This is a genomic window from Lysinibacillus sp. VIII_CA (genome assembly GCF_049943995.1).
Taxonomy (GTDB): Bacteria; Bacillota; Bacilli; order Bacillales_A; family Planococcaceae; genus Lysinibacillus; species Lysinibacillus pinottii.
This window is the reverse complement of record NZ_JBNFXM010000004.1, coordinates 90,196-116,422: the sequence shown is the minus strand read 5'-3', so window position 1 is coordinate 116,422 and position 26,227 is coordinate 90,196. Positions and strand designations below refer to the sequence as shown.

At 38.3% G+C, this 26,227-nt stretch carries 27 protein-coding genes; 12 read left to right on the top strand and 15 right to left on the bottom strand.

Features of this window, described 5'->3' with window-relative positions:
- Nucleotides 1-81: 81 nt before the first annotated feature.
- The 3 genes from ACP3VS_RS07845 to ACP3VS_RS07835 are packed head-to-tail and all read left to right on the top strand — an operon-like array spanning nt 82 to nt 2,956.
- Nucleotides 82-798, top strand: coding sequence for a (Fe-S)-binding protein (locus tag ACP3VS_RS07845; protein WP_036167914.1), 717 nt, complete (start codon nt 82-84; stop codon nt 796-798).
- A gap of 14 nt (nt 799-812) precedes the next feature.
- Entirely contained in the window at nt 813-2,243 is a 1,431-nt protein-coding gene (locus ACP3VS_RS07840) for a LutB/LldF family L-lactate oxidation iron-sulfur protein (protein WP_099805965.1), read from the top strand.
- Nucleotides 2,240-2,956, top strand: a complete 717-nt coding sequence (locus ACP3VS_RS07835; RefSeq protein WP_031419589.1) for a LutC/YkgG family protein — start codon at nt 2,240-2,242, stop codon at nt 2,954-2,956. The genes ACP3VS_RS07840 and ACP3VS_RS07835 overlap by 4 nt, the downstream gene beginning before the upstream one ends.
- Before the next feature lie 129 nt (nt 2,957-3,085).
- Here ACP3VS_RS07835 and ACP3VS_RS07830 read toward each other — a convergent pair whose 3' ends face one another.
- The gene (locus tag ACP3VS_RS07830; protein WP_036167908.1) at nt 3,086-4,381 is read right to left on the bottom strand and encodes an MFS transporter; all 1,296 of its coding nucleotides are present in this window, start codon (nt 4,379-4,381) and stop codon (nt 3,086-3,088) included.
- 124 nt (nt 4,382-4,505) lie between these two features.
- Between ACP3VS_RS07830 and ACP3VS_RS07825 the strand changes: the two genes are divergently transcribed.
- Nucleotides 4,506-5,759 carry a helix-turn-helix domain-containing protein gene (locus ACP3VS_RS07825; RefSeq protein ID WP_012293907.1) on the top strand — a complete coding sequence of 418 codons (1,254 nt, stop codon included), beginning with the start codon at nt 4,506-4,508 and terminating at the stop codon, nt 5,757-5,759.
- 36 nt (nt 5,760-5,795) lie between these two features.
- On the opposite strand, the gene ACP3VS_RS07820 is transcribed toward ACP3VS_RS07825, so the two are convergent.
- The 10 genes from ACP3VS_RS07820 to ACP3VS_RS07775 form a co-directional block, all read right to left on the bottom strand.
- Nucleotides 5,796-7,700, bottom strand: coding sequence for an endonuclease MutS2 (locus tag ACP3VS_RS07820; RefSeq protein ID WP_426388512.1), 1,905 nt, complete (start codon nt 7,698-7,700; stop codon nt 5,796-5,798).
- 133 nt (nt 7,701-7,833) lie between these two features.
- Nucleotides 7,834-7,959: a hypothetical protein gene (locus ACP3VS_RS07815; RefSeq protein ID WP_012293905.1), complete on the bottom strand. Its 126-nt coding sequence runs from the start codon at nt 7,957-7,959 to the stop codon at nt 7,834-7,836.
- 195 nt (nt 7,960-8,154) lie between these two features.
- Nucleotides 8,155-9,066 (bottom strand): EamA family transporter RarD, encoded by a 912-nt coding sequence (gene rarD, locus ACP3VS_RS07810; RefSeq protein WP_036161285.1) that lies wholly within the window; start codon nt 9,064-9,066, stop codon nt 8,155-8,157.
- A 128-nt stretch (nt 9,067-9,194) separates the two neighbouring features.
- Nucleotides 9,195-9,740, bottom strand: a complete 546-nt coding sequence (locus ACP3VS_RS07805; protein WP_012293903.1) for a hypothetical protein — start codon at nt 9,738-9,740, stop codon at nt 9,195-9,197.
- A 188-nt stretch (nt 9,741-9,928) separates the two neighbouring features.
- Complete coding sequence (locus ACP3VS_RS07800; protein WP_036161284.1) at nt 9,929-11,098, bottom strand: toxic anion resistance protein; 1,170 nt, start codon at nt 11,096-11,098, stop codon at nt 9,929-9,931.
- A 220-nt stretch (nt 11,099-11,318) separates the two neighbouring features.
- The gene (locus tag ACP3VS_RS07795) at nt 11,319-12,563 is read right to left on the bottom strand and encodes an ABC transporter permease (RefSeq protein WP_426388511.1); all 1,245 of its coding nucleotides are present in this window, start codon (nt 12,561-12,563) and stop codon (nt 11,319-11,321) included.
- Entirely contained in the window at nt 12,547-13,452 is a 906-nt protein-coding gene (locus ACP3VS_RS07790) for an ABC transporter ATP-binding protein (RefSeq protein WP_426388510.1), read from the bottom strand. Before ACP3VS_RS07790 ends, ACP3VS_RS07795 begins: the two co-directional genes overlap by 17 nt.
- A gap of 13 nt (nt 13,453-13,465) precedes the next feature.
- The gene (locus ACP3VS_RS07785; RefSeq protein WP_099805968.1) at nt 13,466-13,996 is read right to left on the bottom strand and encodes a DUF2812 domain-containing protein; all 531 of its coding nucleotides are present in this window, start codon (nt 13,994-13,996) and stop codon (nt 13,466-13,468) included.
- 65 nt (nt 13,997-14,061) lie between these two features.
- A complete protein-coding gene (locus ACP3VS_RS07780; protein WP_426388509.1) occupies nt 14,062-14,184 on the bottom strand; it encodes a hypothetical protein in 123 nt (40 codons plus the stop codon).
- Nucleotide 14,185: 1 nt separating this feature from the next.
- Nucleotides 14,186-14,500: a PadR family transcriptional regulator gene (locus ACP3VS_RS07775; RefSeq protein ID WP_031419577.1), complete on the bottom strand. Its 315-nt coding sequence runs from the start codon at nt 14,498-14,500 to the stop codon at nt 14,186-14,188.
- A gap of 166 nt (nt 14,501-14,666) precedes the next feature.
- Between ACP3VS_RS07775 and ACP3VS_RS07770 the strand changes: the two genes are divergently transcribed.
- Genes ACP3VS_RS07770 through ACP3VS_RS07760 form a run of 3 tightly spaced genes read left to right on the top strand, consistent with a single transcriptional unit; the run spans nt 14,667 to nt 16,505 of the window.
- On the top strand, nt 14,667-15,266 hold the full coding sequence (locus tag ACP3VS_RS07770; RefSeq protein WP_012293895.1) for a TetR/AcrR family transcriptional regulator: 600 nt from the start codon (nt 14,667-14,669) through the stop codon (nt 15,264-15,266).
- A gap of 58 nt (nt 15,267-15,324) precedes the next feature.
- The gene (locus tag ACP3VS_RS07765) at nt 15,325-16,113 is read left to right on the top strand and encodes a YhgE/Pip domain-containing protein (RefSeq protein WP_426388508.1); all 789 of its coding nucleotides are present in this window, start codon (nt 15,325-15,327) and stop codon (nt 16,111-16,113) included.
- On the top strand, nt 16,038-16,505 hold the full coding sequence (locus tag ACP3VS_RS07760) for an ABC transporter permease (protein ID WP_426388507.1): 468 nt from the start codon (nt 16,038-16,040) through the stop codon (nt 16,503-16,505). The genes ACP3VS_RS07765 and ACP3VS_RS07760 overlap by 76 nt, the downstream gene beginning before the upstream one ends.
- 132 nt (nt 16,506-16,637) lie before the next feature.
- Here ACP3VS_RS07760 and ACP3VS_RS07755 read toward each other — a convergent pair whose 3' ends face one another.
- Nucleotides 16,638-17,219: a TetR/AcrR family transcriptional regulator gene (locus tag ACP3VS_RS07755; RefSeq protein WP_197224953.1), complete on the bottom strand. Its 582-nt coding sequence runs from the start codon at nt 17,217-17,219 to the stop codon at nt 16,638-16,640.
- A 156-nt stretch (nt 17,220-17,375) separates the two neighbouring features.
- On the opposite strand from ACP3VS_RS07755, the gene ACP3VS_RS07750 reads away from it, so the two are divergent.
- Complete coding sequence (locus ACP3VS_RS07750; protein WP_031419571.1) at nt 17,376-18,134, top strand: SDR family oxidoreductase; 759 nt, start codon at nt 17,376-17,378, stop codon at nt 18,132-18,134.
- A gap of 49 nt (nt 18,135-18,183) precedes the next feature.
- Here the strand turns inward: ACP3VS_RS07750 and brnQ are convergent, their stop codons facing one another.
- Nucleotides 18,184-19,527, bottom strand: coding sequence for a branched-chain amino acid transport system II carrier protein (brnQ, locus tag ACP3VS_RS07745; RefSeq protein WP_197224952.1), 1,344 nt, complete (start codon nt 19,525-19,527; stop codon nt 18,184-18,186).
- A gap of 166 nt (nt 19,528-19,693) precedes the next feature.
- Nucleotides 19,694-20,446, bottom strand: coding sequence for an alpha/beta hydrolase (locus ACP3VS_RS07740; RefSeq protein ID WP_031419567.1), 753 nt, complete (start codon nt 20,444-20,446; stop codon nt 19,694-19,696).
- Between the two features lie 284 nt (nt 20,447-20,730).
- Here ACP3VS_RS07740 and ACP3VS_RS07735 point away from each other — a divergent pair, with 284 nt between their 5' ends.
- Nucleotides 20,731-21,636: a LysR family transcriptional regulator gene (locus tag ACP3VS_RS07735; RefSeq protein WP_099805972.1), complete on the top strand. Its 906-nt coding sequence runs from the start codon at nt 20,731-20,733 to the stop codon at nt 21,634-21,636.
- A 36-nt stretch (nt 21,637-21,672) separates the two neighbouring features.
- On the opposite strand, the gene ACP3VS_RS07730 is transcribed toward ACP3VS_RS07735, so the two are convergent.
- Nucleotides 21,673-22,470, bottom strand: a complete 798-nt coding sequence (locus ACP3VS_RS07730) for a DUF1835 domain-containing protein (protein WP_197224951.1) — start codon at nt 22,468-22,470, stop codon at nt 21,673-21,675.
- Between the two features lie 558 nt (nt 22,471-23,028).
- On the opposite strand from ACP3VS_RS07730, the gene ACP3VS_RS07725 reads away from it, so the two are divergent.
- The 3 genes from ACP3VS_RS07725 (at nt 23,029) to ACP3VS_RS07715 (ending at nt 26,157) form a co-directional block, all read left to right on the top strand.
- Nucleotides 23,029-23,412, top strand: a complete 384-nt coding sequence (locus ACP3VS_RS07725; RefSeq protein ID WP_012293886.1) for a hypothetical protein — start codon at nt 23,029-23,031, stop codon at nt 23,410-23,412.
- Between the two features lie 387 nt (nt 23,413-23,799).
- Nucleotides 23,800-24,894, top strand: a complete 1,095-nt coding sequence (proB, locus tag ACP3VS_RS07720) for a glutamate 5-kinase (protein ID WP_031419564.1) — start codon at nt 23,800-23,802, stop codon at nt 24,892-24,894.
- 12 nt (nt 24,895-24,906) lie between these two features.
- Complete coding sequence (locus tag ACP3VS_RS07715) at nt 24,907-26,157, top strand: glutamate-5-semialdehyde dehydrogenase (protein ID WP_031419562.1); 1,251 nt, start codon at nt 24,907-24,909, stop codon at nt 26,155-26,157.
- Nucleotides 26,158-26,227 lie beyond the last annotated feature (70 nt).

The window sequence follows — 26,227 nt, the reverse complement described above, 5'->3', positions numbered from 1 at the left end:
TTTCTTTGAAAAGTTTGTAGTATGATACATATAACCAAAAGTCATCTGATGACCTGTTGTTTATAAAAAGGAGCGATGCATATGAAAGTAACTCTCTTTGCTACTTGCCTAGTGGATATGTTTCAGGGAGATATAGGGAAATCTGTTGTGGAAGTGTTAGAAAGACTTGGCTGTGAAATTGATTTTCCTGAGCAACAAATTTGCTGTGGACAGCCCGCCTATAATAGTGGCTATGTGAAAGAATCCAAAAATGCGATGAAAAGAATGATTACTGCCTTCGAGCATGCTGATTACGTCGTCTCCCCCTCTGGTTCTTGTGTTTATATGTTTAAGGAATATCCAGAGATTTTTAAGGGAGACCCTTTATGGGCTTCAAAAGCAAAGGCATTGGCAGCCAAAACGTATGAGTTTACTGAATTTATTGTCCATGTATTAAAGATAGAGGATGTTGGAGCCCATTTAGAGGGCAAAGCTACTTACCATACTTCCTGCCATATGACTCGCCTCCTTGGAGTGAATGAGGCTCCTATAAAGTTATTACAAAATGTCGATGGTTTACAGTATGTGGAGCTCCCAGCAAAAGATAGGTGCTGTGGGTTTGGTGGCACATTCTCTGTCAAAATGGGCAATATATCTGGCGAAATGGTTCAAGAAAAGGTCCACCATGTAGAGGAGACAGGGGCGGATTATTTAATCGGAGCAGATGCTGGCTGTTTAATCAATATGGGTGGTCGTATTCATCGCCAAGGAAAGCCAATTAAAGTAATGCACATTGCAGAGGTTTTAAATTGCCGATAAAAGGAGGAACATTCATGGCCATGAAAACTAGTAATAATCGCTTTCAGGACCGTGTCACAAAAGAGCTTGAAAATCAATTTATGCGTAGCGCTGTTTCCAGAGCTCAGGACCGCTTTCAAACACGTCGTCTACAACAAACTCAGGAACTTGGAGATTGGGAGGAATGGCGTTCACATGGAGAGGAAATACGGAAACATGTTTTAGAAAATCTTGATTATTATCTATACCAATTAAGTGACAATGTTGCCAAAAGAGGTGGACATGTTTTCTTTGCTCAAACTGCACAAGAAGCAACAGCCTATATTCAAGATATTGCGAAACAGAAAAATGCTGCTAAAATTGTGAAGTCAAAATCGATGGTAACCGAGGAAATAAACCTTAATGCTGCATTAGAGGAACTAGGCTGTGAAGTGATCGAAACGGACTTAGGTGAATACATTTTGCAAGTTGCCGATCACGAGCCCCCATCTCATATTGTGGCTCCTGCTCTGCATAAAAACAAAGAGCAAATTCGAGATGTGTTTAAAGCAAAACAGGGCTACACTCAATCGGAAAAGCCCGAGGAGCTTGCTCTTTATGTGCGTGAAAAACTACGCGATGAATATTTAACTGCCGATATCGGTATAACAGGCTGTAATTTTGCCATTGCTGAAAGTGGATCGATTACGCTAGTCACCAATGAAGGCAATGCTGATTTAGTTACGGCTCTGCCAAAAACTCAAGTCACTGTAATGGGAATGGAAAGAATTGTTCCTACCTTTGAAGAAATGGAGGTTCTCGTAAGCTTATTAACACGTAGTGCTGTAGGGCAAAAGCTGACAAGCTATATTACTACGCTTACAGGAATTAAAGACGAGGGTGAGACAGATGGGCCTGAGGAATTCCATTTAGTCATAGTGGATAATGGTCGCTCAGCCATTCTTGGTGGCGAATTTCAGCCTATCTTACAATGCATTCGCTGTGCCGCCTGTGTCAATGCTTGCCCTGTTTATCGTCATGTCGGTGGGCATACGTATGGCTCTATCTACTCGGGTCCGGTTGGTGTAGTACTCTCTCCGTTATTAGGAGGCTATGATGATTTTAAAGAGCTCCCCTATGCCTCAACGCTATGTGGTGCCTGTACGGATGCTTGCCCTGTAAAAATACCTTTACATCAGCTTATTCATAGACATCGTCAGGTCATTGTTGAAAATGAAGGCAAAGCACCCGTTTCCGAAAAGCTACTAATGAAGGCATTTGGCTTAGGAGCATCCTCCCCTACCTTGTATAAGATGGCTACAAAAATGGCCGCTCCTGCAATGGCTCCCTTCACGAATGACCATACGATTACTAAAGGTCCAGGTCCTTTAAAAGCATGGACTGAAGCACGGGATTTCCCTGCACCGAATAAAAACAGTTTCCGAAATTGGATGAAGCACCGCACAAAAGGAGATGAGGAATCATGACTGGTACCATTCAGCATCGAGAGAATTTTTTAGCAAACATTGCACAGCAGTTAGGGCGTTCACCTATTACAACGCTTCCACGCCCCACGTGGCAGTATCAACCACAAAACCGTACATTAAAAGATGCCACGAGAGACGAATTACTAGAGATTTTCATGAAACAATGCGCCAATATTCATACGAATATCGTGATTTCCAATTGTGCCAAGCTTTCTCAAGATTTGCAATCTGTTGTGGACCAATATGGCGGACAATCCATCATTAGTTCTAGGGACGAGCGATTTCAAGAATTCGGACTATCTGAATTAATGACAGAAAAATGGCCGCAGTCTAATATTCAGTACTATGAATGGAATTCACAGCAACCACAGGAAAATATCCTACATGCAGAAAAAGCCAATATAGGCATTACTATTAGCGAGATGACACTTGCTGAATCTGGGACGGCTGTACTTTTTAGCAGTAGAGATCAAGGAAGAAGTATTAGCTTCTTACCAGAAAAATCGATCATTTTAATCCCCAAAAGTACAATGGTGCCTCGTATGACACAAGCAGCACGGTGGATTCGTGAAAAAATCAACAACGGAGAGAAAATTCCTTCCTGTATTAATTTCATTACAGGTCCTAGTAACTCAGCAGATATCGAAATGATTTTAATCGTTGGTGTACATGGCCCGATTCAAGCTACCTATATCGTCATTGAGGATCGTTAAGCCCATTAATAAAGTAAAGCCTTTGATCTCTACTATGGCAGGTACTTAATAATACTCCTATAGTAAAAAATGACAAAAGGTATCGAGCATTTACGTCACGATACCTTTTGTCTATAGTCAGACATGCATTTATGTTGTTGAATGAGGGACACTTTTTGTTATGCCTTCTTTTTCATAATACTCTGGATGTGCTTCTTTTAAAATGGAAGTGCGTAGCATCACAAGTGAAATGGTAATGATAATGACACTCGTAACAGGTAAAATGATTGTGGCCGGTATTGCATCATATAATACGCCATAAACAACCATACCAATTGGCATCATAGACATTGCCATTGTTTCCATTAGACCGAAAACGCGTCCGCGGAATTCTTCTGAGATGATTTTTTGCATATACACCCCTATTGGCATATTTATCCCCATTTCAAAAATGGCAAAAATAAAGTAAATGATTAGGTAGAAAATTACAATCGCGATATAGGAAAAATTCGTGACTAACGGAATGATTGCTAAGGCGAGACTACCTGCTAACAGTAATAAGCTTATTTTTGAGAAACGTAATGGCGCTTTGACTTCTGGTCTTGTTGCAAAATAAAGAGAGGCTATCAGCATACCTGCTGCTCCTGATGCCTCTATAAAACCAAAATGCGTTGATTTTACTTTCAGCAATTCAATAATAATATATGTTCCTCCAACGGCAATCGCAGAAAAAAATAGATTAATCCATAATGCCACCCACATGATTGTTTTTATAACTTTTCGTTGTTTAATATAATGGAAGCCACCTTTAAGCCCTTCCCACACCTTCTCCTTCTTCACATCTTCCCCTCTAGTACTATAGAGTTTAAAATCCATTGTTGCCTCTAAGCAAAACGCCATGATATACGCTACAATATTTACCATTAAAAATATATCAATATTGAAAAATCCATACATCATGCCGCCAATGACTGGTCCCCCAATGGCAGCCACCGACATTGATAATTGATTAAATGACATCGCGCGCTGTAAACGTTCTGGATTTACAAGTGTAGCAATTGCAGATGAAAACGTGACCCCAGAAAATGCGGAACATATTGTATTAAAGACTGTAGCTATGTAAATAGCATAAACCGACATCCCTACCGTTTCTGTATAAATCAGTAATCCCCCTACGGTCAAAATGGTTCCTGCCTGTGCTAATAAAATCGTTCGTTTTTTTGAAAAATTATCCGCTACATAACCTGCCAAGGGTGCTACGAGAGCACGAGGTAACACTGAACAAATCATATTGGTCGCAAAGCTCATGGCTGACCCTGTCATGGCTAATATATACAGGCTAAAACCAAACGCCATGACATTTGCCCCTAACATGGCAATCATTTTACTCGCTGTAAAAGTCCATAAATGATAGGTCGCCTTTCTTAATTTCTCCGTTTCATTCATCTTATAAACCCCTCCATTTTTTAGTTGAATTAAAAAGTTTAATTTTATTAAACAAAATATACCATAGCTTCCTCTTTTCACGCAAGAAAAAGTTTAATATAATTAAACAAAAGGAGGCGAGGCAGTGAACTCTCTAGGCGCACGAATTCGCAAATTAAGGAAAGAAAAAAAATTAACATTAGAGGCGCTTGCCGGTGATCGTCTAACAAAAGGAATGCTAAGTCAAATAGAAAATGAAAAGGCCAAGCCCTCTATGGAAAGCCTGGACTATATTGCTGAACGGTTAGGTGTCAAGGCTAGTGAATTACTCGAAGAAGTAGCACCCTCATCCATTCGTTCACTTTTAGAGCAGGTGGAAATTTTATTTGCAGAGGTAAAATGGGGAGACATAGTTCGCTATCAAGAAATTGTTGATTTAATCAAGCCATCAGTCGAGGGACTTCCTCATAGTTATGAAGCAGGCCGTTTATTGTATATATACGCTGTCACACAGTATGAAGCAGGATTAACTTCATGGGAAACATCCCTCCTACAAGCGCGCACTATCTTTAAAGAAATTAATTTACTTAGCCATTGGTTCAAAACATTCATCCTGCAAATGTCCATATTAGCGGGAAAACGTCAATATGACCTGGCCTATGCCTGTATTTTACAGGCACAAGAAATTATCAAACAAGAGGATTATCAGCTTGATTCTCGTGACGCTTTATTAATGGCTTATTATACAAGCATTTTACAGCTTGCCATCGGAGAACATGAAGAAGGGAAAAAATTAATAAACGAGACGATTACGAATGCTCATAAAAATCAGCTGTTTTATAAAATTGATGATATGTATCGTATAGGAGCGTATTGCGCGATGATTGACCATGACTTTGAACAAGCAGAGCATATGTTTATGAAGCTGGAGCAATATCGGGCTTTTGCTGAGCGCGCACTAGTAGATGCTTTCATCTTTATTTTACGAGCACATTATAATAATAATTACATGTTTAATTATGAGCAGGCATTAATCGAAATTGAGAGCTTTAATAAGCTGAAGCATGAGGATTTAGATATTTTGGATTCAAACTATTATTATGCGGAAAAAGGAAAGTCTCTATATTTACTCGGTCGTTATGAGGAGGCTAGAGCTGTATTTGAGCATTTTCAAAAAGCACCTAATTTTGTCAGCCATCCATATGATATTTTAGGCTTAAATGAATGCTTTTCCTATAAGGCCCTTTGCTATGCACATTTCGGGGAACTTACAACCGCCTACGACATTGCGAAAATGGCTTACACTGATTCACTGGATTTAGTTGATTTACCTTATAAACGCAAAATTGAAGAAGTCTATATGACAATTAGGGCACAAATTGATTCTAATTCCTACTAGTAAAGGGATTGCACTACTTCGTGCAATCCCTTGTTCTTACTGCTGATGATCTTCTTTTATTTGCTTATGAATTTTGCGCAATGCTTTTTTGGAACCACGCTCTATATCATGCTGAAGCTTACGTTCTTGATAGTCGACAAATAAAGTCTCAAGATCATATCCTTCAGGGTATAGTTCGGTTGCCGGTAGCTCTAATGCAAGTCGTTTCACATGAACCTCTAGCATCTCACCCTTATAGTACACAGTGACATTATAGAACTGATTCATTTCTTGATAAACAAGCTCGACATCATCATGATCCAATAATTTCACTCGGTCCCCCTTGGCAAATTCAATGATGGCTGCCCTGCCAGCTTTCTCTACTTTCGGCTTTCGAATTTTACTATCCTGCACACGAGTCAGCTGATAATCCTTATGATTCATATAATCTTGCGCTCGTTGTAAAACCTCTGCACGGACATTCATTTTTTTAGAAATCCAAAGTGCATTACTCTCTCCAGACGTGCCAATCATTAACTGATACAAAGGCTCTAATGTTTCACTATTAAATCGCATAGCTGCATTCATAAAGTCTGGGTGCATCTCTGAAAATCGTTTAATTTCTCCGTAATGTGTTGTCGCTACTGTGATACAGCCCATTTGATAGAACTCTTCTAAAATCGCAATAGCCAGTGCTGCACCCTCATTCGGCTCAGTACCACTGCCGATCTCATCCAATATTAATAGTGTATGATTATTGGATGCTCTCATAATATCGGAGAGATTTTTCATATGGGATGAAAACGTACTTAACGCATTTTCCATACTTTGATTGTCACCTATATCAACAAAGATATGATCGAATATAGCCAATTCAGTGCCCTCATCTGCCACAATATGAAAGCCTGACATTGTCGCCAATGTTAATAAGCCAATTGTTTTCAACACGACCGTCTTGCCACCAGCATTTGGTCCAGTAATAATTAAGCTCCTGTAATCTTTCCCTATCGTAAATTGAAGTGGTACAGCGTTTCCTGGTAATAAAGGATGTCTGCCATTGATTACTTGAATGTAGCCATAATCATTTAAGCGTGGCTCCATGCCACCAATTTGTTTACTAAATTTTGCTTTAGCAAAGACCATATCATATTGGCTAATCAACTCCATATTTATATGGAGGGCGTGAAGATGATTCATTAAAAGCCCTGATAAAGATGCTAATATCTGATACTCCTCCACCGCTTCTTCAGCCTTTAAAGTAGCTAATTCTCCATTTAATTTAGCCACAATACTTGGCTCCATAAAAACGGTTGCCCCTTTTGAGGAGATTTCCACTATCGTCCCCTGTACATGATTTTTATAGGAAGCCTTAATTGGAATCGTATAGCGATCATCCTTTTGACTAATAAAGAACTCCTGTATATACGTTTTGTTGGCACTGTTGTTGAGGAATTTTGTTAAGCGTTCTTTTATTTTTTCCTCTGTCGTTTCGATATGATGACGAATCCGCTTTAATTCTCGACTAGCAGCTGAATCGACACGATTAGCTTTTATAGCAAAGTTTATTTCTTCCTCCACATTTTTAAATTCGGCCATTGAATTCGCGTAAGATGAAAGAACTGGCGCAAAAAATTCTTTATCTAACATGAATTTTTTAATGTTACGACAGCCTCTTAAAAAGTCCGACATGCTGATGAGCTCACTGGGGTCCAAGATCATCCCTTTTGCCAGTTTGGTCATGATATGCTCAATATTGGATACACCTAAAAATGGTACATGACCCTCCGCATCTACGATTACACGGGCCTCAGTTGTTTCATTCAAGCGAGTTTTTACAATTGCTAAGTTTGAGCTGGGCATTAATTTATCTAATAACTGTTTCCCCAACCCACTTACACAATAGGATTTAACGATATCTTTTAATTCTTGGTATTGTAACTTCTCAAGAGTAGTAAAATTCATTTATTTATGCTCCTCATTCTGATTTTTATCATTCATGAAGATACCTACCCAATATTAGATAGCAATGAAGTGTTAAACAAAATAAAAAAAGCTGTGAGGAATCCCCACAGCTCTATCTTCAAAAGGCGAGTGTTCATAGCACTACAAATAAAACCTCATTTTCTGAAGTTTCATCCATATATGCACCGCTTGATAAAGTATTGTAGGTATCTACATAGGTTTTGAAATAAATCCATGACCAAATAAGGGGTCTGTTCATGACATATATCCCCTGTCGCCATATCATTTATTTCATTTACTTTTTACCTAGTTAGAACCTACCGCACTCACAAAAAGCACCTCTCATTTTATATCATTGTTATCTAATTATTGACATCATCTTACTATATGCTGACTAAATTGTAAAGGTGCGGCTCAATATTGTGCAAATAAGAAAAAAGACTTGTAGAAAATTCTACAAGTCTACTGATTTATGATGGGCTTTTCTCGTTTCTATAATCTTGGAACCTGAGAATAGTAATAATGCTGCCCAAATGATGCTAAATGCTAAAAGCTCTGTCTGACTAAATGGCTCTTTGTACAGTACAATACCCAAAATCAAAACAATGGTTGGTGAAACGTATTGGATAAAGCCCAATAAATATAATGGAATATTTTGTGCACCTTTTGCAAATAGGATGAGTGGTACAGCTGTTACTAAACCACTGAAAATCATCAAAATATCTGTTTTTACGTCAACATGTAAAAACGAAGCTTGATGGGTTGAAAATAGATAAACATAATAGCCTAAGGCAAATGGTAGGATCAATAATGTTTCAATAGCTAATCCTCTTGTAGCATCCAGTGTAATTTTCTTCTTCAATACGCCGTATATAGCAAAAGATAGCGCAATTAACAGTGCTACCCATGGCACAGAGCCATAATTAATCGTTAAAATAATAACGGCCAGAAAGGCAATTCCTGTCGCTACCCATTGTGCGCGACTTAGCGATTCTTTAAAGAAAATCACTCCAAAAATAACAGACAAGAGCGGATTTATATAATAGCCTAAGCTTGTTTCAATTAAATGGTTATGGGTAACTGCCCAAATATACAAGTACCAGTTCATTGAAATGACGAAGGAAGCACCCGCAAGCTGCCAGAAATGCTTTTGATGTGACCATAAATATTTTAAGTCCGCTATAAGGTCTTTACGCATTCGAAATACGATGACAGCCAGTACAGTAAAGACAAACGACCAAATCACTCGGGATAATAAAATCTCCATACTTGGTACATGTTCAAGTAGTTTCCAATAGAGAGGAAAGGCACCCCAAAAGGCATAGGCAAAAAATGCCGCCAAAACCCCTTTTTTCTCATTTGACATTGCCACTAACGCTCCTACTCTTAGTGAAATCAATAGCGACCTCACATAATGTTAAACTAGTTAAAGAATAGACTCATTATAGGGCTTTGAGTGGCAACTGTAAATGCCAAATTTCTTAACTACTTCTATCACCGTCCATCCTTCTGCTCTGATTCTAGCTCGGAGATATATTTGCGCACTGTACTATAGCTAATATCTGGATTGATTTGGCGTTTGATGCGTATATGAATTTCCTTTATGCCAACCCCCTGCTCTCGCATATTTTTTATCATTGACTTAAGTGGTCCTGTTAGTGACTCCCTCGACAAAGACGTATATTTACTTAATTCAATTAGTAGCTCCGTATTTTGTTGTCGTAGCACCTGCATTTCCTCTACCACGCAATTATATTCCGTTACTTTTTTTTGAAGGACTATGTTTTGCTGCTTTGATTTTTGCAAGTCCTCTGTAAGTGCTGCATTTTGTTTTTTTAATATTTTGCATTCTTGTTCTATTCCATTTTGCTTTTTATCTAAATCGGTATGTCTAGCACTGTACACTTTTTCTTTTTGCAATAACTCTAAATAACGGCTTTGTGGAATAAGCATTAAAGTTTCAGCTGCGCTAAGAGCAAGCGTTCCATCTTCAAAAGGCTCATACGACAATGTAGAGGAACTTATTTTATTGGTCATCATTTCACTCCTCCACGAATTATTTCATGTAATCGTAAAGCTTTGTATAACATCTGTTCGCTTCCTTTTTCATTTGATAATCATTCTCATTTAATTTTATCATAATCAGTATTTTACTTTTTGTCAAAGAACATATAACACATACAAATAAAAAAGCTTCTTGCAACGTTTTCTACAAGAAGCTTCCATTATTACATTTTTTTCAATTTTTCATATTCTAATTGCAAACGTTCAATACGTTTACGACCCTCTTCACGACTTCTGGCTGTTTCAGCTTGAATTTGCTTTGTTTCTTGAATACCAGTCATAATCGTTTGCCATGTTGTTTCAATTGTTTCAATTTTTATGCTTGGGCTGCCTGCAGCACGTGCAATATTCACGCTGTTTTTACTAATGTTTTCAGCATTACGCACGAGCATTTCATTCGTACGACGATCTAGCTCACTCATAGAATCGGAAATAAGCTTTTGACGCTTTAAAGTAACTGCATGAATTAAACCTTGTTTGAAAATAGGGATTGTCGTCACAAAGGCTGAGTTAATTTTCGCAATTAAATGGTTATTACCTTGTTGCATTAAACGTATTTGAGGTGCGGATTGGAATGATACTTGCTGCGCCATTTCTAAATCATAGCGACGTTGCTCTAATAATTCCACTGCACGTAGCATTGTTTCATATTCCATTGCTGCTAATTGATCGCCAGTTTGAGCCTTTTGCTCAAGGGCTGGTAATGTTGAACGAACATCTTCTATCTTTACTTCAATTGCAGCAACAAATTTACTTAAAGATTGGAAGTAATTTAAATTTTGATCATATAGATTTTCAAGATCAATTGTATTACGCTTCATTTCACCTTCATATTTTTGAATTTCACGGTAAATCACATCTACTTCCTTATTCATGCTGTCATATTTAGATAGGAATCTTTCCAATTGCTCTTTTCCTTTATTAAAGAGCTTGGAGATGAAGCCACCCTTTTTCTCCTCTGAAAAATCTTGAGGATCAAATTTATCCATAATTTTATTCAAATTATTTAATAGGACACTCGATTCTTCTAGTTTGCTGGACTTCATAGTAGCCAGCATTTTATCTGAAAAAGTAGAAATGCCACTTGCTGTTTCCTTACCAAGCTCTAGCATGGCGATTTGATCTTTAACATCAATGCGTTGAGCAAGTGCATGAACCTCTGGATCTTTCTTTAGCATAAGCTGGTTTTGCGCAATTTGTGATAGCTCTTGCTCAGAAACAAGTACCGGCTTTTGTTCAGGCTCTTGTTGCATAAGTGGATTAGGCTGTAATAAAGGATTTTCAGAAGCGAATGGGTCCTTGGATTTTAAAAGATCATTGTTGAATTCAGACATACGTTTTACCCCCTGCAATTTATCTCTACAATTTACTTACGATTACCTTGGAAAAAGGTTTCATTACGATAGAAAGACAAAACCAATTTCATGCTCTTTTTTAAATTATAGCTTCTTTCTAAACAAAATTCGACTGATTACGCAAATTCCTTTACATTGTTTTCTATCATTGGTATGGAACGACCAAAAGCAGCTACATCATCGTGTAGCTGCTTAACACTTAAGTTGTTACCTTTAATACTGTTTTTATTTTTTGAATGACACCGCCTGAGCTATATGTCAGTACACTGCGTTTATAGAACGATAAACTAAATAGGTACACGACTATAATCGTTGCGATTAAAATACCTAGAGATAGCAATGGCACTATACCCCCGATATCAGTAGCACCTATCCTCATTGGCATAATCATTCCTGATGTTAACGGGATATAAGAGAATATTTTAATGATGATTGTATCTGGATTACCCATCCCTGTTAGCATGACATAGAAGCCGATTATCGTAATAATCATGGCCGGCATTAATACTTGACCTGCTTCTTCAACTTTCGATACTAATGAGCCGAATAATGCGCCAATGATAAGATATAGGATAACCGTTAGCAATAAGAATACAATGGCATAGATAACGTAACCAACTGACAGCTCTTTGACAATGTCAGACGCCATATCCCAAACTATTCCGCCTTTTACGAGTTTAGCATAGATGAGGAATACTGCTGCAAGAATACCCATCTGTGTTAAAGCGAGTAATAATACACCTGCAATTTTTGCTTTAAAATGAGTAGTTGGCTTGACACTTACTAAAAGCATTTCCATTGCTCGCGAGCCTTTTTCAGAGGCAATTTCAGTCGTAATCATAGATAGGAATGTAGAAATAAAGAAATAAATTAAAATCCCAACTGCATAGGAAACAACTAAGCCTGATTGCTTTTCTTCTTCACTTTTCCCACCCGTTGATTCCTCATTTAAGTTTTTAGTGGAAATCGTCGTTTGTGCGGCCATAATTTGTGCTGCCTGTTCAGGTGATAGTGATAATTGCTGAACCGCATAGTGCTGACCAGCATATTGCAATAAGGATGACAATGTCGATTGATCGTTTAATTTCAATGGTGTAAACGTAGCAATTTCTGCTTGTAGCTGACCGCCTTGATCCTTAATTGTCACAATGGCATCTAGCTTGCCATCCTTTACCTTTTTTTCAAGTGCCGGTATATCCTTTTCATCTTGGATAAAAGCCATGTCCCCATTGGAAACAAAGATACCACTTAAATCAGCGGACGTATCATTGATAATGGCAATTTGCTGTGCTTCATCATCACCTGTAAAAAGCTCTTTAATTTCAGACCAGAAAACAGCTACAGACATTACAAGTACATATAAACATGTCATTAAAATAAAGGATTTTGATTTTATTTTTGATTTATATAATTGTTTCATTAATAAATTAAACTTCGACAACATTGCCACCTACCTTATCTTTAAAGATTTCATCTAATGATAAATAATCCAAGCTGAATTTTTCGATATACTTCCCATTGGAAAGCTGCTCAAAAATACTTTGGGCATAGCTTTCATCCACTAATGTAAGAACGGTTTGTTCCTTCTCTACACGTACTTCCTTGACGCCTTCTAACGCCAATAGCTGTGTGGTTGACCAATCTGTTCTTACGGCCAGTTTTGTTTTGCCATATTGCTTCTTTAAATCTAGTAGACTACCAGAGAATAACGAAACACCTCTTTTTAATAGGCATAAGTGATCACAAAGTTCCTCAACATTGTCCATTTGGTGACTAGAGAACAAAATGGTTGTACCCTGTTCCTTTAAAAGGAGAATGGCATCCTTTAATAAGTCTTTATTAACCGGGTCCAATCCACTAAACGGTTCATCTAAAATTAAAAATTCAGGTTTATGGATAAAGCTGGCAATAAGCTGTACTTTTTGCTGGTTTCCCTTTGATAGCGTTTCAGCCTTATCTTTACGTCTTTCCTCCAGCTCAAAACGTTGAATCCAAAAATCAATTTCCTTTTTCAGCTCCGCCTTTTTCATCCCACGTAACTCACCAAAAAAGTATAACTGCTCCTCGACTTTCATCGTTGGGAAAATACCTCTTTCCTCTGGTAAATATCCTAGGACATCTCGGTTAATCGCATTAACTGGCTGACCATTCCATGTAATTGTACCTGCTGTTGTCTCCTGTAAATCTAAGATCATACGGAAAGTGGTTGTTTTCCCCGCACCATTTTGGCCAATTAGACCAAAGATTTCACCTTTTTCAATCGTAAAATCCAATCCATCTACAGCCGTAAAATCCTTATACTTCTTCGTGACATGCTGTAACTGTAAAGTCATGTTGTCATCCTCCTTACCCTTCGAATATATGTAAATTTTCCTTCAATCTTTTTTTACGGTTTGCATTTTTTAAAATAGAGATACACACCATTATGGATACGATAAAATTTAAACACCCTACACTGGTGTTGACTACTTTTAAAGATGGCCCCCACGTTCCTAACGAAAGATTATAAAGACCAGCCACTATATTGACTAGCAACAGTACGATAAAAATACGATTCATCGATTTTATATAGCTAATTTTAGAGGTAGTATCTGAGAATAATTCAAATGGCCCCTCTGCCTTTGGTTTTCGGTAATATGCCCAACCACCGAATTTGTACACACATTCTATATTCATCATCTCTAGAAACTCAAAATAATCCTTCGATTTCCTATTCACAAATTCATTTCGATAAATATATTGTTGTGGTGTTCCTTTTTCAAAAACAAAAAAACCTACAATTGCTTTTTTAAGATTCCACCCCCGATCTGCCATTTCATTGACCCACCGTTCTTCCTTTTCATAATCTACAAAAAAACGGTAAATTCTTTTTTCCATCCTCTCACCCCTTATAGGAAGTTCTTTCACTATTTTCTGATTTCCCAGAAAATAATGGACGTCCACTAATCTGAAAATATAATTAGCTCTTTCTTCAATCGATTGCGTACACGTATAAGCCTATATAATGGGAATGAGAATAATAGGACAAATGCATATGGATTAATCATTAATCGATATGTATGCATATTATTCAGCTCCTCTCGTTATACGGATACCATTGTCAAAAAGTTCCCTTAATCTTAAAATTTCGTATTCAACTACCTTTTCTCCAGTTTCTGTTATTACATATTCTTTCTTTCGACCGTCATCGTCGAGCGCCTCAATCCAGCCTCGTTCTAGCAAAGTTTTAATGGCCCCATAAATGGTACCAGCGCCTAAGCGTACTCGCCCACTGCTCATTTCCTCTACTAATTGCATAATGCCATAACCATGTCTAGGCTCATATAAAGCTAATAAAATATAATATACGCCTTCAGTTAACGGCGGATGCTCCTGTGTCATACAATCCCCCTTTATATCGTCCACCAATATATCGTCAGCCGATACAAATAAAATATATCAGTCGTCGATATAGTTGTCAATATTCTTGTTGACGATTATTTCATTGAAATGGATTATTATGTTGCAGAGAAGCATGCACTGTGTTAGCATGTAAGTGATTACTTGCATGAAAGGAAGTTTATGTTTGACAACAAAGGGAACCGCAGAACGAATCATCGAAGCTGCTCTACAATTGATTAGCGAAAAGGGCTATACTGCCGCAACAACGAAAACGATTGCTGAATTAGCAGGCGTCAATGAAGTTACACTTTTCCGCCATTTTGGCAATAAGCGTGGCCTCTTGAAAGCCATAGTTGAACAATTTTCGTATTATCCTCTTTTACAACAGGAGATCCATCAAAATGTTACGTGGGAATTAGAAAAGGATTTATTAAACTTTTCTTTAAAGCATTTTGAATTCTTAATGTCGATTAAAGATTTGGTAATGATTGGCTTTAAGGAGTCCATTCAGTTTCCTGAAATCAGTGAGGAAATTGCAAATATCCCTCTTTTGATCAAAAAGGAACTCTGCCAGTACTTTCAAGAAATGCAACAGCGAGGGAAGATAAGAGAGGTTGATTTTGAAGCTGCCGCATTATCGCTTATTGCGCTTAACTTTGGCCATTTTATGTCACGTGCACGTCTTGGTACTATGGTGTCTGACATACCAACCGAAGAACTATTACAGACAAGTGTTGCTATTTTTTCTAGGGGACTCGTTTCCTAGAAAAAATTTTTCCTTCCGATGCAAGTAAGTACTTACTTTATAAAGGGGTAGTTTAACAATGAAAGGTTTACAAACTTTATTGAGCGTTCGTGAAACATATATTGGCATTGTTGCTGCGATTGCCTTCCAATTAATTTTCTTTACAATTTGGATGACAGCCTATGACGGTGTCAATGAGCGAGCTGATGAATTATCGATAGGCTTCGTTGTGGAAGATACGGGGATGGGACAACAAATTGTAAAGGATATGGAGGACAACATTCCATTTACGGTAAACAAATATTCCTCGTTGAAGCAAGCAGAGCATGCCCTAAATGAACGCCAAATTAATATGATTATGCAAATTCCCGCAAATTTTACGAATCAACTTCAGACTGGAGAAAAAGCAGAAATCATCTATTCGATTAATCAGGCCAATGCTAGTATGGCCAAAAACATGATGGATAGTGTCGCTAAGCAATTAACAGAAGAAATGAACCGAATGCTCTACCCATTACAACAAAATCAGGCAATCGAGGTTTTTTCCCAACAATTTGCACAGCTTCCTTTTGAGCAAAATACCTCCCAGCAAATAAACGCATCTGTCCATACAACCATGATGTCAATTAAAGATCACGCCGTCGATGCTACTATTCTTAAAACGAATGATGTGAAGGGGTTTGCAGCAAACTTTATCCCACTTATGGTCATTATATCCTCCTTTGTAGGGGCAATGGTGATGATTATGCAACATCAGCAAGCCGCACAAAAGGTACAAAGTATTCTCTCAAAATGGCAATTGTTCTTTGCACGACAGCTGCTCAATGTTGGAGTAGCTCTTACTTTACCATTCCTTACAATCGGTTAATGCATCTATTTACTATTTCGAGCAATGAAAGCTTTCTATCCATCTATCTCTTCCAATCTGTGATGTTCCTAGCTTTCCTTTGCCTAGCCCAGGTTTTCGTCATTCTTTTTGGAAATATCGGCATGGTCTTCAATATTTGTGCCCTATCCCTCCAACTAGTAACCTCTGGAGTGCTCGTTCCAAAAACCATGCTATCTGAAGGTTACAAGCAAATAGCTGCTATGCTACCCGCTTCTTACGGTGCCGATGGCTATTACACTATTATTTTCGGAGGAAGTGCCGATAATTTGCTACAAAATAGTAGCTCCTTAGGTATCATCATACTTGTCACTCTGACAATCGCTACAGTGACCGTAGCAATAAAACCCGCACTTGCTAAGAGTTCTAGTTAGTTGTATTTTATAGCCCCTAGGCTCTGTTCCTTCGGTGATGGACAGAGTGGGGGCTATCCCTTTTGAGCATTTTATCCACCTCTTTTCATGCTCGATCCATCACTTTCTGCGTTTTATTCACCTCTTTCTGCTCTACCCACCATTTCGAACATTTTTCAGTATGGCAGCTAGCTGCTGATTTAAGACGGTCACGCTGTCGCTAAAGTCGCCACGGTACCATTGGATAATGAGTCCGATAATCGCGTTTGCTTGGTAGGCGCTATAATAATCAATTGAAATCGATGCTGTCATTTGATGTTCGTGATGCAGGGTGATATCTCTCTTTAGCAATGAGTAAATTCCATCAAACAGCATGTAATAATACGTTAATGGAATGTTTTTGGAAAACACAATTCGATAAAACATTTTAAAGCGTTCAATATGGTGAAAAATACGAATTGTGTCTGGATCTAGTTGGTGTGTATCCAATGTTGTCACGGCACGGTAAGGTTCTTCGTAGGACTGGTATAAATCCTCCATAATCTCTTGAAAGTATTCTTCAAAGAGTCCTTCTTTTTGCTCGTAATGCAAATAGAATGTCCCCCTATTCACCTTGGCCTCTCTACATATTTCCGCAATAGAAATCTGCTCCAATGGCTTTTGACTAAGCAGTGTCAATAAAGCTGAGTGTAAGGCTTGCTTTGTTTTAATAACTCGTAAATCTGTTGTAGACATTTTTTTCAGCTCCTAAGTAAACAGTTTTTCCAAAAGTGTTGATTACTCAACACATCCAGATATTTTGCATATTGAAATCGCTTTCATATTTATTATATGATTTTAATGAACAGATGTTCAATATCTATAAAAAAATAGTATGAGGAGGTCTTTGAGATGAGATTAGAAGGTAAAGTAGCCATTGTCACAGGTGCAGCTTCAGGTATGGGGAAAGCTATAGCAGAGGGTTATGCAAAAGAGGGTGCTAAGGTTGTCGTTTCAGATTTAAATATAGAAGGTGCCCAAGCTGTGGTGGAAGGCATTCAAGCGGCTGGGGGTACAGCTTTTGCCATTCAAACAAATGTCGCATCAACAGAAGACTTACAACGTTTATTTGATGAAACAAAAAGGTACTTTGGTCAATTAGATATTTTAGTCAATAACGCCGGTATCATGGATGGTATGGAGCCAGTCGGGGAAATTTCTGATGAACGTTGGGATAAAGTATTTGCGGTTAATACAACAGCCGTGATGCGCTCCATGCGTATGGCAACAGACATTTTCCTCGCCCAAGGACATGGTGTCTTTGTCAATAATATTTCCGCTGGTGGCTTATATGGTGCACGAGCAGGAGCTGCTTACACTGCGTCTAAACATGCCGTTGTTGGATTAACTAAAAATACAGCCTTTATGTATGCGGATAAAAATATTCGCTGTAATGGTATTGCACCAGGGGCAGTTATGACGAATATCGCCTCTTCCATGACAAATATGAGTCAAACAGGTGCAGCACGCCAATCACTTGGTTTATCGATTAATCCTCGTGCTGGTCAACCTGAGGAAATTGCCCAATTAGCTATTTTCCTTGGCTCTGATGAAGCAAGCTTTGTGAACGGGCAAGTTATTGCGGTAGATGGTGGCTGGACAGCTTACTAATATAGTAAAACAGCACGCACAGCTATCATTTTCTGTGCGTGCTTATTTATTAATATAGTACTTTTTTAGAAGGAATTAGAGCTCCAAGTATTGCTCCAATGATTGCTGGCAATATCCACCCTAACCCAATATCATAAAATGGTAAGATTGATGAATAAGCCTTCTCTACAGCATCCAATACACGTAATTGTGCTTCAGGTATACTTGCCACTAAAGCTTTATAGCCGTCAATTACGCTAATGAAAAATGTGAAAATCATTGCGATGGCATACACCGCTTGCTTATTGTGAAAGTACGATGAGCTAAGAGCCAGTAAAATTAAAACAATCGCAAGTGGATATAGGAACATCAGCACTGGGATGGCGAATTGTATAATATTGTTTAATCCGAAGTTGGCAATGACAAAGGATACGAGACACAATAAAAAGACAAACCATTTATAGCTTACTTTCGGAAACACTTCATGGAAGAATTCACTACATGAAGTGATTAAGCCGATACTTGTCTTTAAACAAGCGAGCACAATGATAACGGCTAATAAAATAGCACCGAACGAACCGAAATAATGATCTGCCACTGCGGAAAAAATTAATCCCCCATTCTCAAAGGTACCTACCGCAGAAATACTGGAAGCGCCCATATACGTAATCAGGCCATAAATAAGCATCATTAGGGCCATTGCAAATATACCTGACGTCCATGTCGCCTTCGCTATTTCCTTTCGATCGGAAATGCCTGCACTTTTAATTGCATTAATGACCACAATCCCGAAAGCAAGGGAAGCTAAAGCATCCATCGTATTATAGCCCTCTTTAAAGCCTGTCATAAAGGCAGCATCTATATAATCGCCCATTGGTTGTTGGAAATCCCCCATTGGCTTTACGATACTCGTAATAATTAAAATGAATAATACAATTAAAAAGGCTGGTGTTAAATATTTACCAATGTAATCCATAATTTTCGCTGGATTTAACGAAAAATAATAAACGATGGCGAAAAAAATGAAGCTAAACACGGCCAGCAATAATGTAACATGCTGTGCTTGAATATAAGGCTCAAAGCCCACTACAAATGGTACGGTCGCAGTACGTGGAATGGCAAAAAACGGGCCAATTGTTAAGTAAAGGGCTAGTGAAAAGACAATACCGAAGATGGGGTGAACACGGCTCGCTAGATCGCGCAAACCGTTACTACCTGATAAGCCAATCGCTAAAATTCCTAAAAATGGTAGACCGATAGCCGTGACTAAAAATCCGATTAACCCAAGCCAAAAATTGGTCCCTGCTAGTTGACCTAATTGGATTGGAAAGATAAGGTTCCCTGCTCCAAAATACAGACCGAATAACATAGTGCCGATGACTGCATAGGTTGAGAAAGGTATTTTTTGTTGCATAATTGATGTGCTCCTTAGAAGTTTTTAACTATAGCAAATTATTTTAATCGAATGATTTTTCATTACAATTCAATTATGTTATCAAGCATTTATTATAATTACAATAGTTTTTTTGAATATAGTAAACTTAGTACAAAAAAAAGAGCTGTCCTCTGACAGCCCCTCCTTAATTTGCAACTGACCACTCAATATGATCTAAAAATTTATAAACATCTTCATATACTTTATCACGTTCTTTATCCAACGTAATTATATGACCTGAATTTTCATACCAAATGATTTCTTTGTCATCAGTTTCTACAGTATTTAAAATGAAAGGTGCACTTTCCTGATAAAGCTCATCATCCAATGACCCTTGTAGTACTAATGTTGGAGCTTTAATCGTTGATAAATCATCTCGTGTTTCAGTCGTTAAACGTGTTACACCATCTAATGAATCTTTTGGAGAAATACGTAATTCATGTAATTCTGAAATAATTTGATCTTTTGATTTATTTTCGAAATGTTTATATAAACGAGCATAGTGGTACAAACGTGTAAATAAGCCTTTTGAGTTATCTCGTGTAATCGGTGCACACATCGCTACACATGCTTTTACTGGAAATGTCTCTGCAACCTTCAGTGAGAAAACACCACCAAGTGAAATGCCAACAACTGCGATCTCTTCATAGCCTTTACTTTGAAGGAAGTTATATCCTTCTACAACATCGTTCCACCAGTCTTCTGGTTTCGTTTCTAATAGTGCTTCTGGTTCTACTCCGTGCCCACTATAAATCGGTGCATGAACGGTATAACCTCGTTGAGATAAAAATTCTCCTAGCTTTTTCACATCTTTTGTGCTACCTGTGAATCCATGCAATAATAGTACGGCTTTTTTGCCTCCCTCAATTGTTAGAGGTTGTGGCTTTGTTAACTTCATTTTAGGATATCCCCTTCACGGAAATTATTAATTGTGTATTTTATGTGTCTATCTTAACACCCTTTATTCATAATGTACAATTTATAGTTTTTATCAAATCAATGTCTACCATGCATGAATGATGTCAACTTAACACCTGTACTATCACACTTTCTGCTACTTAACTTTTCCATTCTTCTAATTAAAAGCAACGTCTGTTTAAAAAGTTTTTGCCACCTATACTTCCTCTTTGTTTCCCGTTATAATGCAGTTAACTTAAAAATTACGAGAATAGAGGTGAAAAAATGGAGTGGCAACAATTAGAATATTTTGTAACCGTTGCAAAGTTAGAACATATGACACGTGCTGCCGAGGCATTGGCAATTTCACAGCCAGCGTTAAGCCGTTCAATTTCAAAGCTGGAGGAAGAACTAGGTGTCCCGCTTTTTGATAGGCAGGGGCGTTCCATAATGCTCAATCGCTATGGTGAACTTTTCTTATATCGTGTACAACGAATGCGTAAAGAATACGAGAAAGCAGTATTAGAATTACAAGAGCTTAATAATCCGGAGCTTGGGGATGTGTCACTCGGTTTTTTACACACTCTTGGGACTAGTATTGTACCAGACTTAATTCGTGCTTTTCGTCAGAAGCACCCCCATATCCGTTTTCATTTCACACAAAATTACTCACATTCTCAGTTAAAGCAATTGCTTGCTGGCGAATTAGACCTATGCTTACTAGCAGCGATTGATACAGAGCCTCCCGTTAGCTGGAAGGAGCTATGGCGAGATGAGTTATTTATTATGGTTCCGATTGACCATCCTCTTGCCCATCGCAAAAGCATAAAAATGAAAGAATTGGAACATGAGAACTTTGTGCTTATGAAAAAAGGGTATGCCCTCCGCCGCTCAGCTGATCGCTTGTTACATGCTGCGGGCATTAAGCCAAAAATCTCTTATGAAGGTGATGAGGTTTCTACCATTGCAGGTTTTGTGGGTGCAGGACTCGGGGTATCATTGCTTCCTGATGATGAGGATTTGAATCCGAAAAAAATCGTCAAAATCCATGTAGAGGATATGGTTTGTGAACGTATTATTGGCATGGCCTGGATTGACAATCGTTATTTGTCCCCATCTGCACGCCAATTCCAACAATTTGTCTTTGATTTTTATGAAAAGAAAATGTCTCCTCCCTCTCAGGAAAGCTAAAGCGGTAGGTTGCCCAATGCAGCCTACCGCTTTTTATTATACGTCTATATACTTCACCCTACAGGAATGAAAATCCGTTAAATCTCCTTCTATCTGCAAGAAGCCTTGCTCAATCATAGTCATTATTCGTTTCATCATGAATTCATCACTAATATAATCATCCAAGGCAACACTAATAGTACTGATTATAGGCATAAGTAAAAGCCATTCTTCATTATATTGTACATGCAAATCCTTCACACTGGCAATGATGAGCGTATCCAGTGCATCTTCCTCGACATGTACAATACCCTCTTTCCACAATCGGAGTGGACTTGAATGCTCTTTAAGGTCTTCCCATTCCTTGGCAAGCTGTTGACATTCCTGAACTGAAAATCGTTTTGCGTAAGGACGAAGCTTCATCAGCATTTCTGAGGAAAGCTCTCCTGTATGACGAATATCGAGATGAGGTTGAATTTGCTTCAGTCCATCTGTTACGTCAATCCCATAAACCATGCTACATTTATGAATAAACTCACTCATAACATAGCGTAGACCAATCTGTTCATGTGTATTTTGACTATACCAAACCCAAACATCCACATCACATGGCAGTTCGGCCATTTTTTTCTTCCAGCTTTCATACATATCTACGTATAATTGCTGTTCTTCATTATCCTTCAAAATATGAGTGTTTAACCATACTATGCGCTCTTCTAAGCTGTGAAGAGGTCCAAAAGAGAAATCATCATGAACACTTAAAACTGATTCATTACGTTGCAAAAGATGTTGGCGTATAGCAAGCTTCATGGAACCCTGGGTTGCTAAGCTAAAAGTTATATGTAAAATAGCCATGTGAATTCCTCCTACTGTTATGCTAATGGCAATCTGTATCCCGATAAATGTAAAGAGGATACCTTGAACCATATTAATTGCTTAGCCATCACAGGCGTTCCAATCATGACGGATCTAACTTTCCCTGCAATCATACTAAACAATAAAAATATTAATAATGCTTGTACCTAAAAATACTATACCCAAAATCAGCGTTTAAAACCCAATATGTTCAAATGATGAATTGAAGACTGTGGTAACAATGCAAAGAAAAAACTATCCCTTTTCTATATCATATAAAATAAGATTACGAGGTAAATGGGTCTCCTTTATCGAAATGACTCATTGCATCATGGAAATCTCCAATAATGCCCTTCCTTCACTACTTTCAGCAAACTATTTTCATTATACTACATGCCGTACTTGCCTTTAGCTGTAAGTTTATGACTTTATTAAATTTTTTTCGTGAACATACGTTTCACCATTAATGCTCGCTTAAACAACACTTTTCTTCTTTATTCCATTATAATAGAAGAAACTCATGATACAATAGATGAATTCAATAAGAGGTGATTATTAGTGGCAGTTAGTGATATTGTTTCACTGTATGAAGACGAGCACGGTGAGGTGTACTATAAAATGAAGTCCCATGACATTGAGGTGAAAGCTACACAGAATACAGGCTTAGCTCCTGTAATCACTTATTGGATGAATGACATAGATATTACGGACTCTATTAGAGATTTACGCTTTAGTCCACGTCCTCCATCTAGCTATATTCAAGATTACGAGGAATTTCAAGCAATGCTTTATGCGAAAGAACAACGTGCCATTAACAAGCTTTATGAACAAATGAGCATAAAGCCAAAAAACATGTCCTCGGGAAAACAAGTACTATGGAGTTTCTTTGTAATGTTGCTAGCAATGCTCCCTCTTTTCATCGCCATTTGGTGGTTTAAATAAAAAATTCATGCCCTTTCTATCTTTTTTTCTCAATTTATCAAAACTTTCAAGTAATTTCCCTCATCATCTTGACAGGCTTTTGGAAGTAGTGCATTCTTTACTCAATAGTTGAAAAACTTTATGATGAGAAAACGAACGAAGATCAGTAATTAGTATCTGCTTGAACAGAGAACGATGTCCATCGGCTGCAAGACATTGTGCAAGAAAAGACTAATGAACCTACTTCGTCTATCGTCCTAGCTAAACTAGGCGCAGTCTCTAGCGTTATGAGGAAAGTGGAATGTCGCACGATATTCAATGTAGGTGGTACCGCGGAAAGCAACTCTTTTCGTCCTAATTTTTTAGGATGAAAAGGGTTTTTTATTTTTGACAATTGGAGGTAGTGTGGTGGAAAAAAAGAGAATTGTCGTCAAGATTGGGAGTAGCTCTTTAACAAATGCAAAAGGCGAAATCGATAAAGTTCGTTTAATGGATCATGTTCAGGCAATCGCGGAGTTGAAAAAACAAGGACATGATGTATTACTTGTGTCATCAGGTGCAGTAGCAGCAGGTTTTAAACAGCTTGGCTACCCGGCTCGTCCTGTTACGGTAAAGGGCAAACAGGCAGCAGCAGCTGTAGGGCAAAGCTTACTTATTCAATCGTATAGTGCATTATTTAGTATTTATGATATATTGCCTGCTCAGATTTTACTGACGCGCACTGATTTTTCTAAAAAAGAATGCTATAAAAATGCCTATGCTACTTTCGAGGAATTGCTTGAGCGCTCGATGCTACCTATCATTAATGAAAATGATACCGTTTCTATAAGTGAGCTAACCTTTGGCGACAATGATATGCTGTCTGCCCTTGTTAGTGGACTTGTTCATGCAGATCAACTCATCATATTAACAGATATTAATGGCTTATATAACGCCAACCCTAGCAAAAACCCTCAGGCAGAGCGAATTGATTATTTAACGTCCATCACGGACGACTTGTTAGACTTTGCAGACAGCACAGGGTCAAAGGTTGGAACAGGCGGCATGGCATCGAAGCTACTGGCTGCCCGTACAGCTTTACAGGCTGGAGTTAAAGTTTTTATCGGAACAGGTTATGGCGCTCAAAAGCTTGTTGATATTTTAGCAGGGCGTGGTGATGGAACTTATGTCGGACATGATGACCTAGCCGTGTTAAAGAATCATAAACAGTGGATTGCACTCGCGGAAATATCTGGTAAAATTTTTATAGATAGAGGTGCTGAACAAGCACTAATGGTCAATGGCAAAAGCTTGTTACCTGCTGGTGTTTTTCAGGTTGAAGGTGATTTTAACAATGGTGATGTAGTTGAAGTGTATTGTGAACAAGGTTTACTAGGACGTGGTGAGGTGCTGTATTCATCACAAGAACTTTTGTCCGCTATGGGCAAACGGACAAATACATTATCGAAATGCCCGATTGAGGTCATTCACAGGGATAAATGGCTGAAAATTCAAACTAAATAAGGAGGTCTGAACATGGTAAGTGAAATTCAAGAAAAGGGAAAATGTGCCAAAGCCGCTAGCTATATGTTAAATATTAAAACTACATGTGAGAAAAATGAAGCGCTGACTAAAATTGCTGAACAGCTATTGATGGACCAACAAGACATCTTAGAAGAAAATGCAAAAGACCTTATCAATGGAGAGCAACAGGGGATGCCCTCTTCTACATTAGATCGCATCATGCTCAATGAAGAACGCATAGTAGCGATGGCTGATGCCATTCATTTACTTGTCTCTCTCAAGGACCCAGTTGGCACAGTTATCGAACGTATAGATAAAGGTAATGGCCTACACATCGAAAAGCGCATGGTCCCACTTGGTGTCATTGGAATGATCTATGAGGCAAGACCAAATGTTACGGTTGATGCCGCGACACTTGCCCTAAAAACAGGAAATGCCGTCATTTTACGAGGGAGCTCATCTGCTAAGTTTTCAAATAATGCTCTCGTAGCAAGTATTCATCGTGCATTGGCGAAGACGTCTCTACCAACAGAAGCTGTCCAATTAATCGAGGATACGAGCCGTGAGACCGCTAAAGAATTATTTCATTTAAACGAGTACTTGGATGTATTAATACCTCGAGGCGGCAAGGCTCTTATTGACTTGGTCGTCCGAGAGGCTTCTGTCCCTGTATTAGAAACAGGTGCAGGCAATTGTCATATATATGTGGACCAAATGGCGGATTACATAAAAGCAGAAAAAATTTGTTTAAATGCCAAAACACAGCGTCCTTCTGTTTGTAATGCTGCGGAAAGCTTACTAATTCACCCTGTATGGTTTAAAACATATGGCACGCAACTTTTATCATCGCTCCATAAAGCAGGTGTTACTATTATTGGTGATGAGCGAGTATGCGAGGCATTTTCTGGAGCGCTCCCAGCTACTGAGGAAGACTATGCGACTGAGTTCCTTGATTTAAAAATAAGCGTTAAATTAGTTGAAAATGTTTACGAGGCCATTGAGCATATTCATCATTATGGGACAAATCATTCTGAAGCCATTATAACGGAAGATCTATTGGTGGCGGAAACGTTTTTAACTAATGTTGATGCGGCTGCAGTTTATCATAACGCCTCGACCCGCTTCACGGATGGTTTTGAATTTGGCTATGGCGCAGAAATTGGTATTAGTACACAAAAGCTACATGCGCGGGGCCCTATGGGATTACCTGCTCTCACCTCTACAAAATATTTTATATATGGCAATGGGCAAATTCGCGAATAATGTCATGCTATAGCAAAAAGTATGCTGATAGGGATTATCCCCTTTCCTTTTCGCATTTACTAAAAAACAG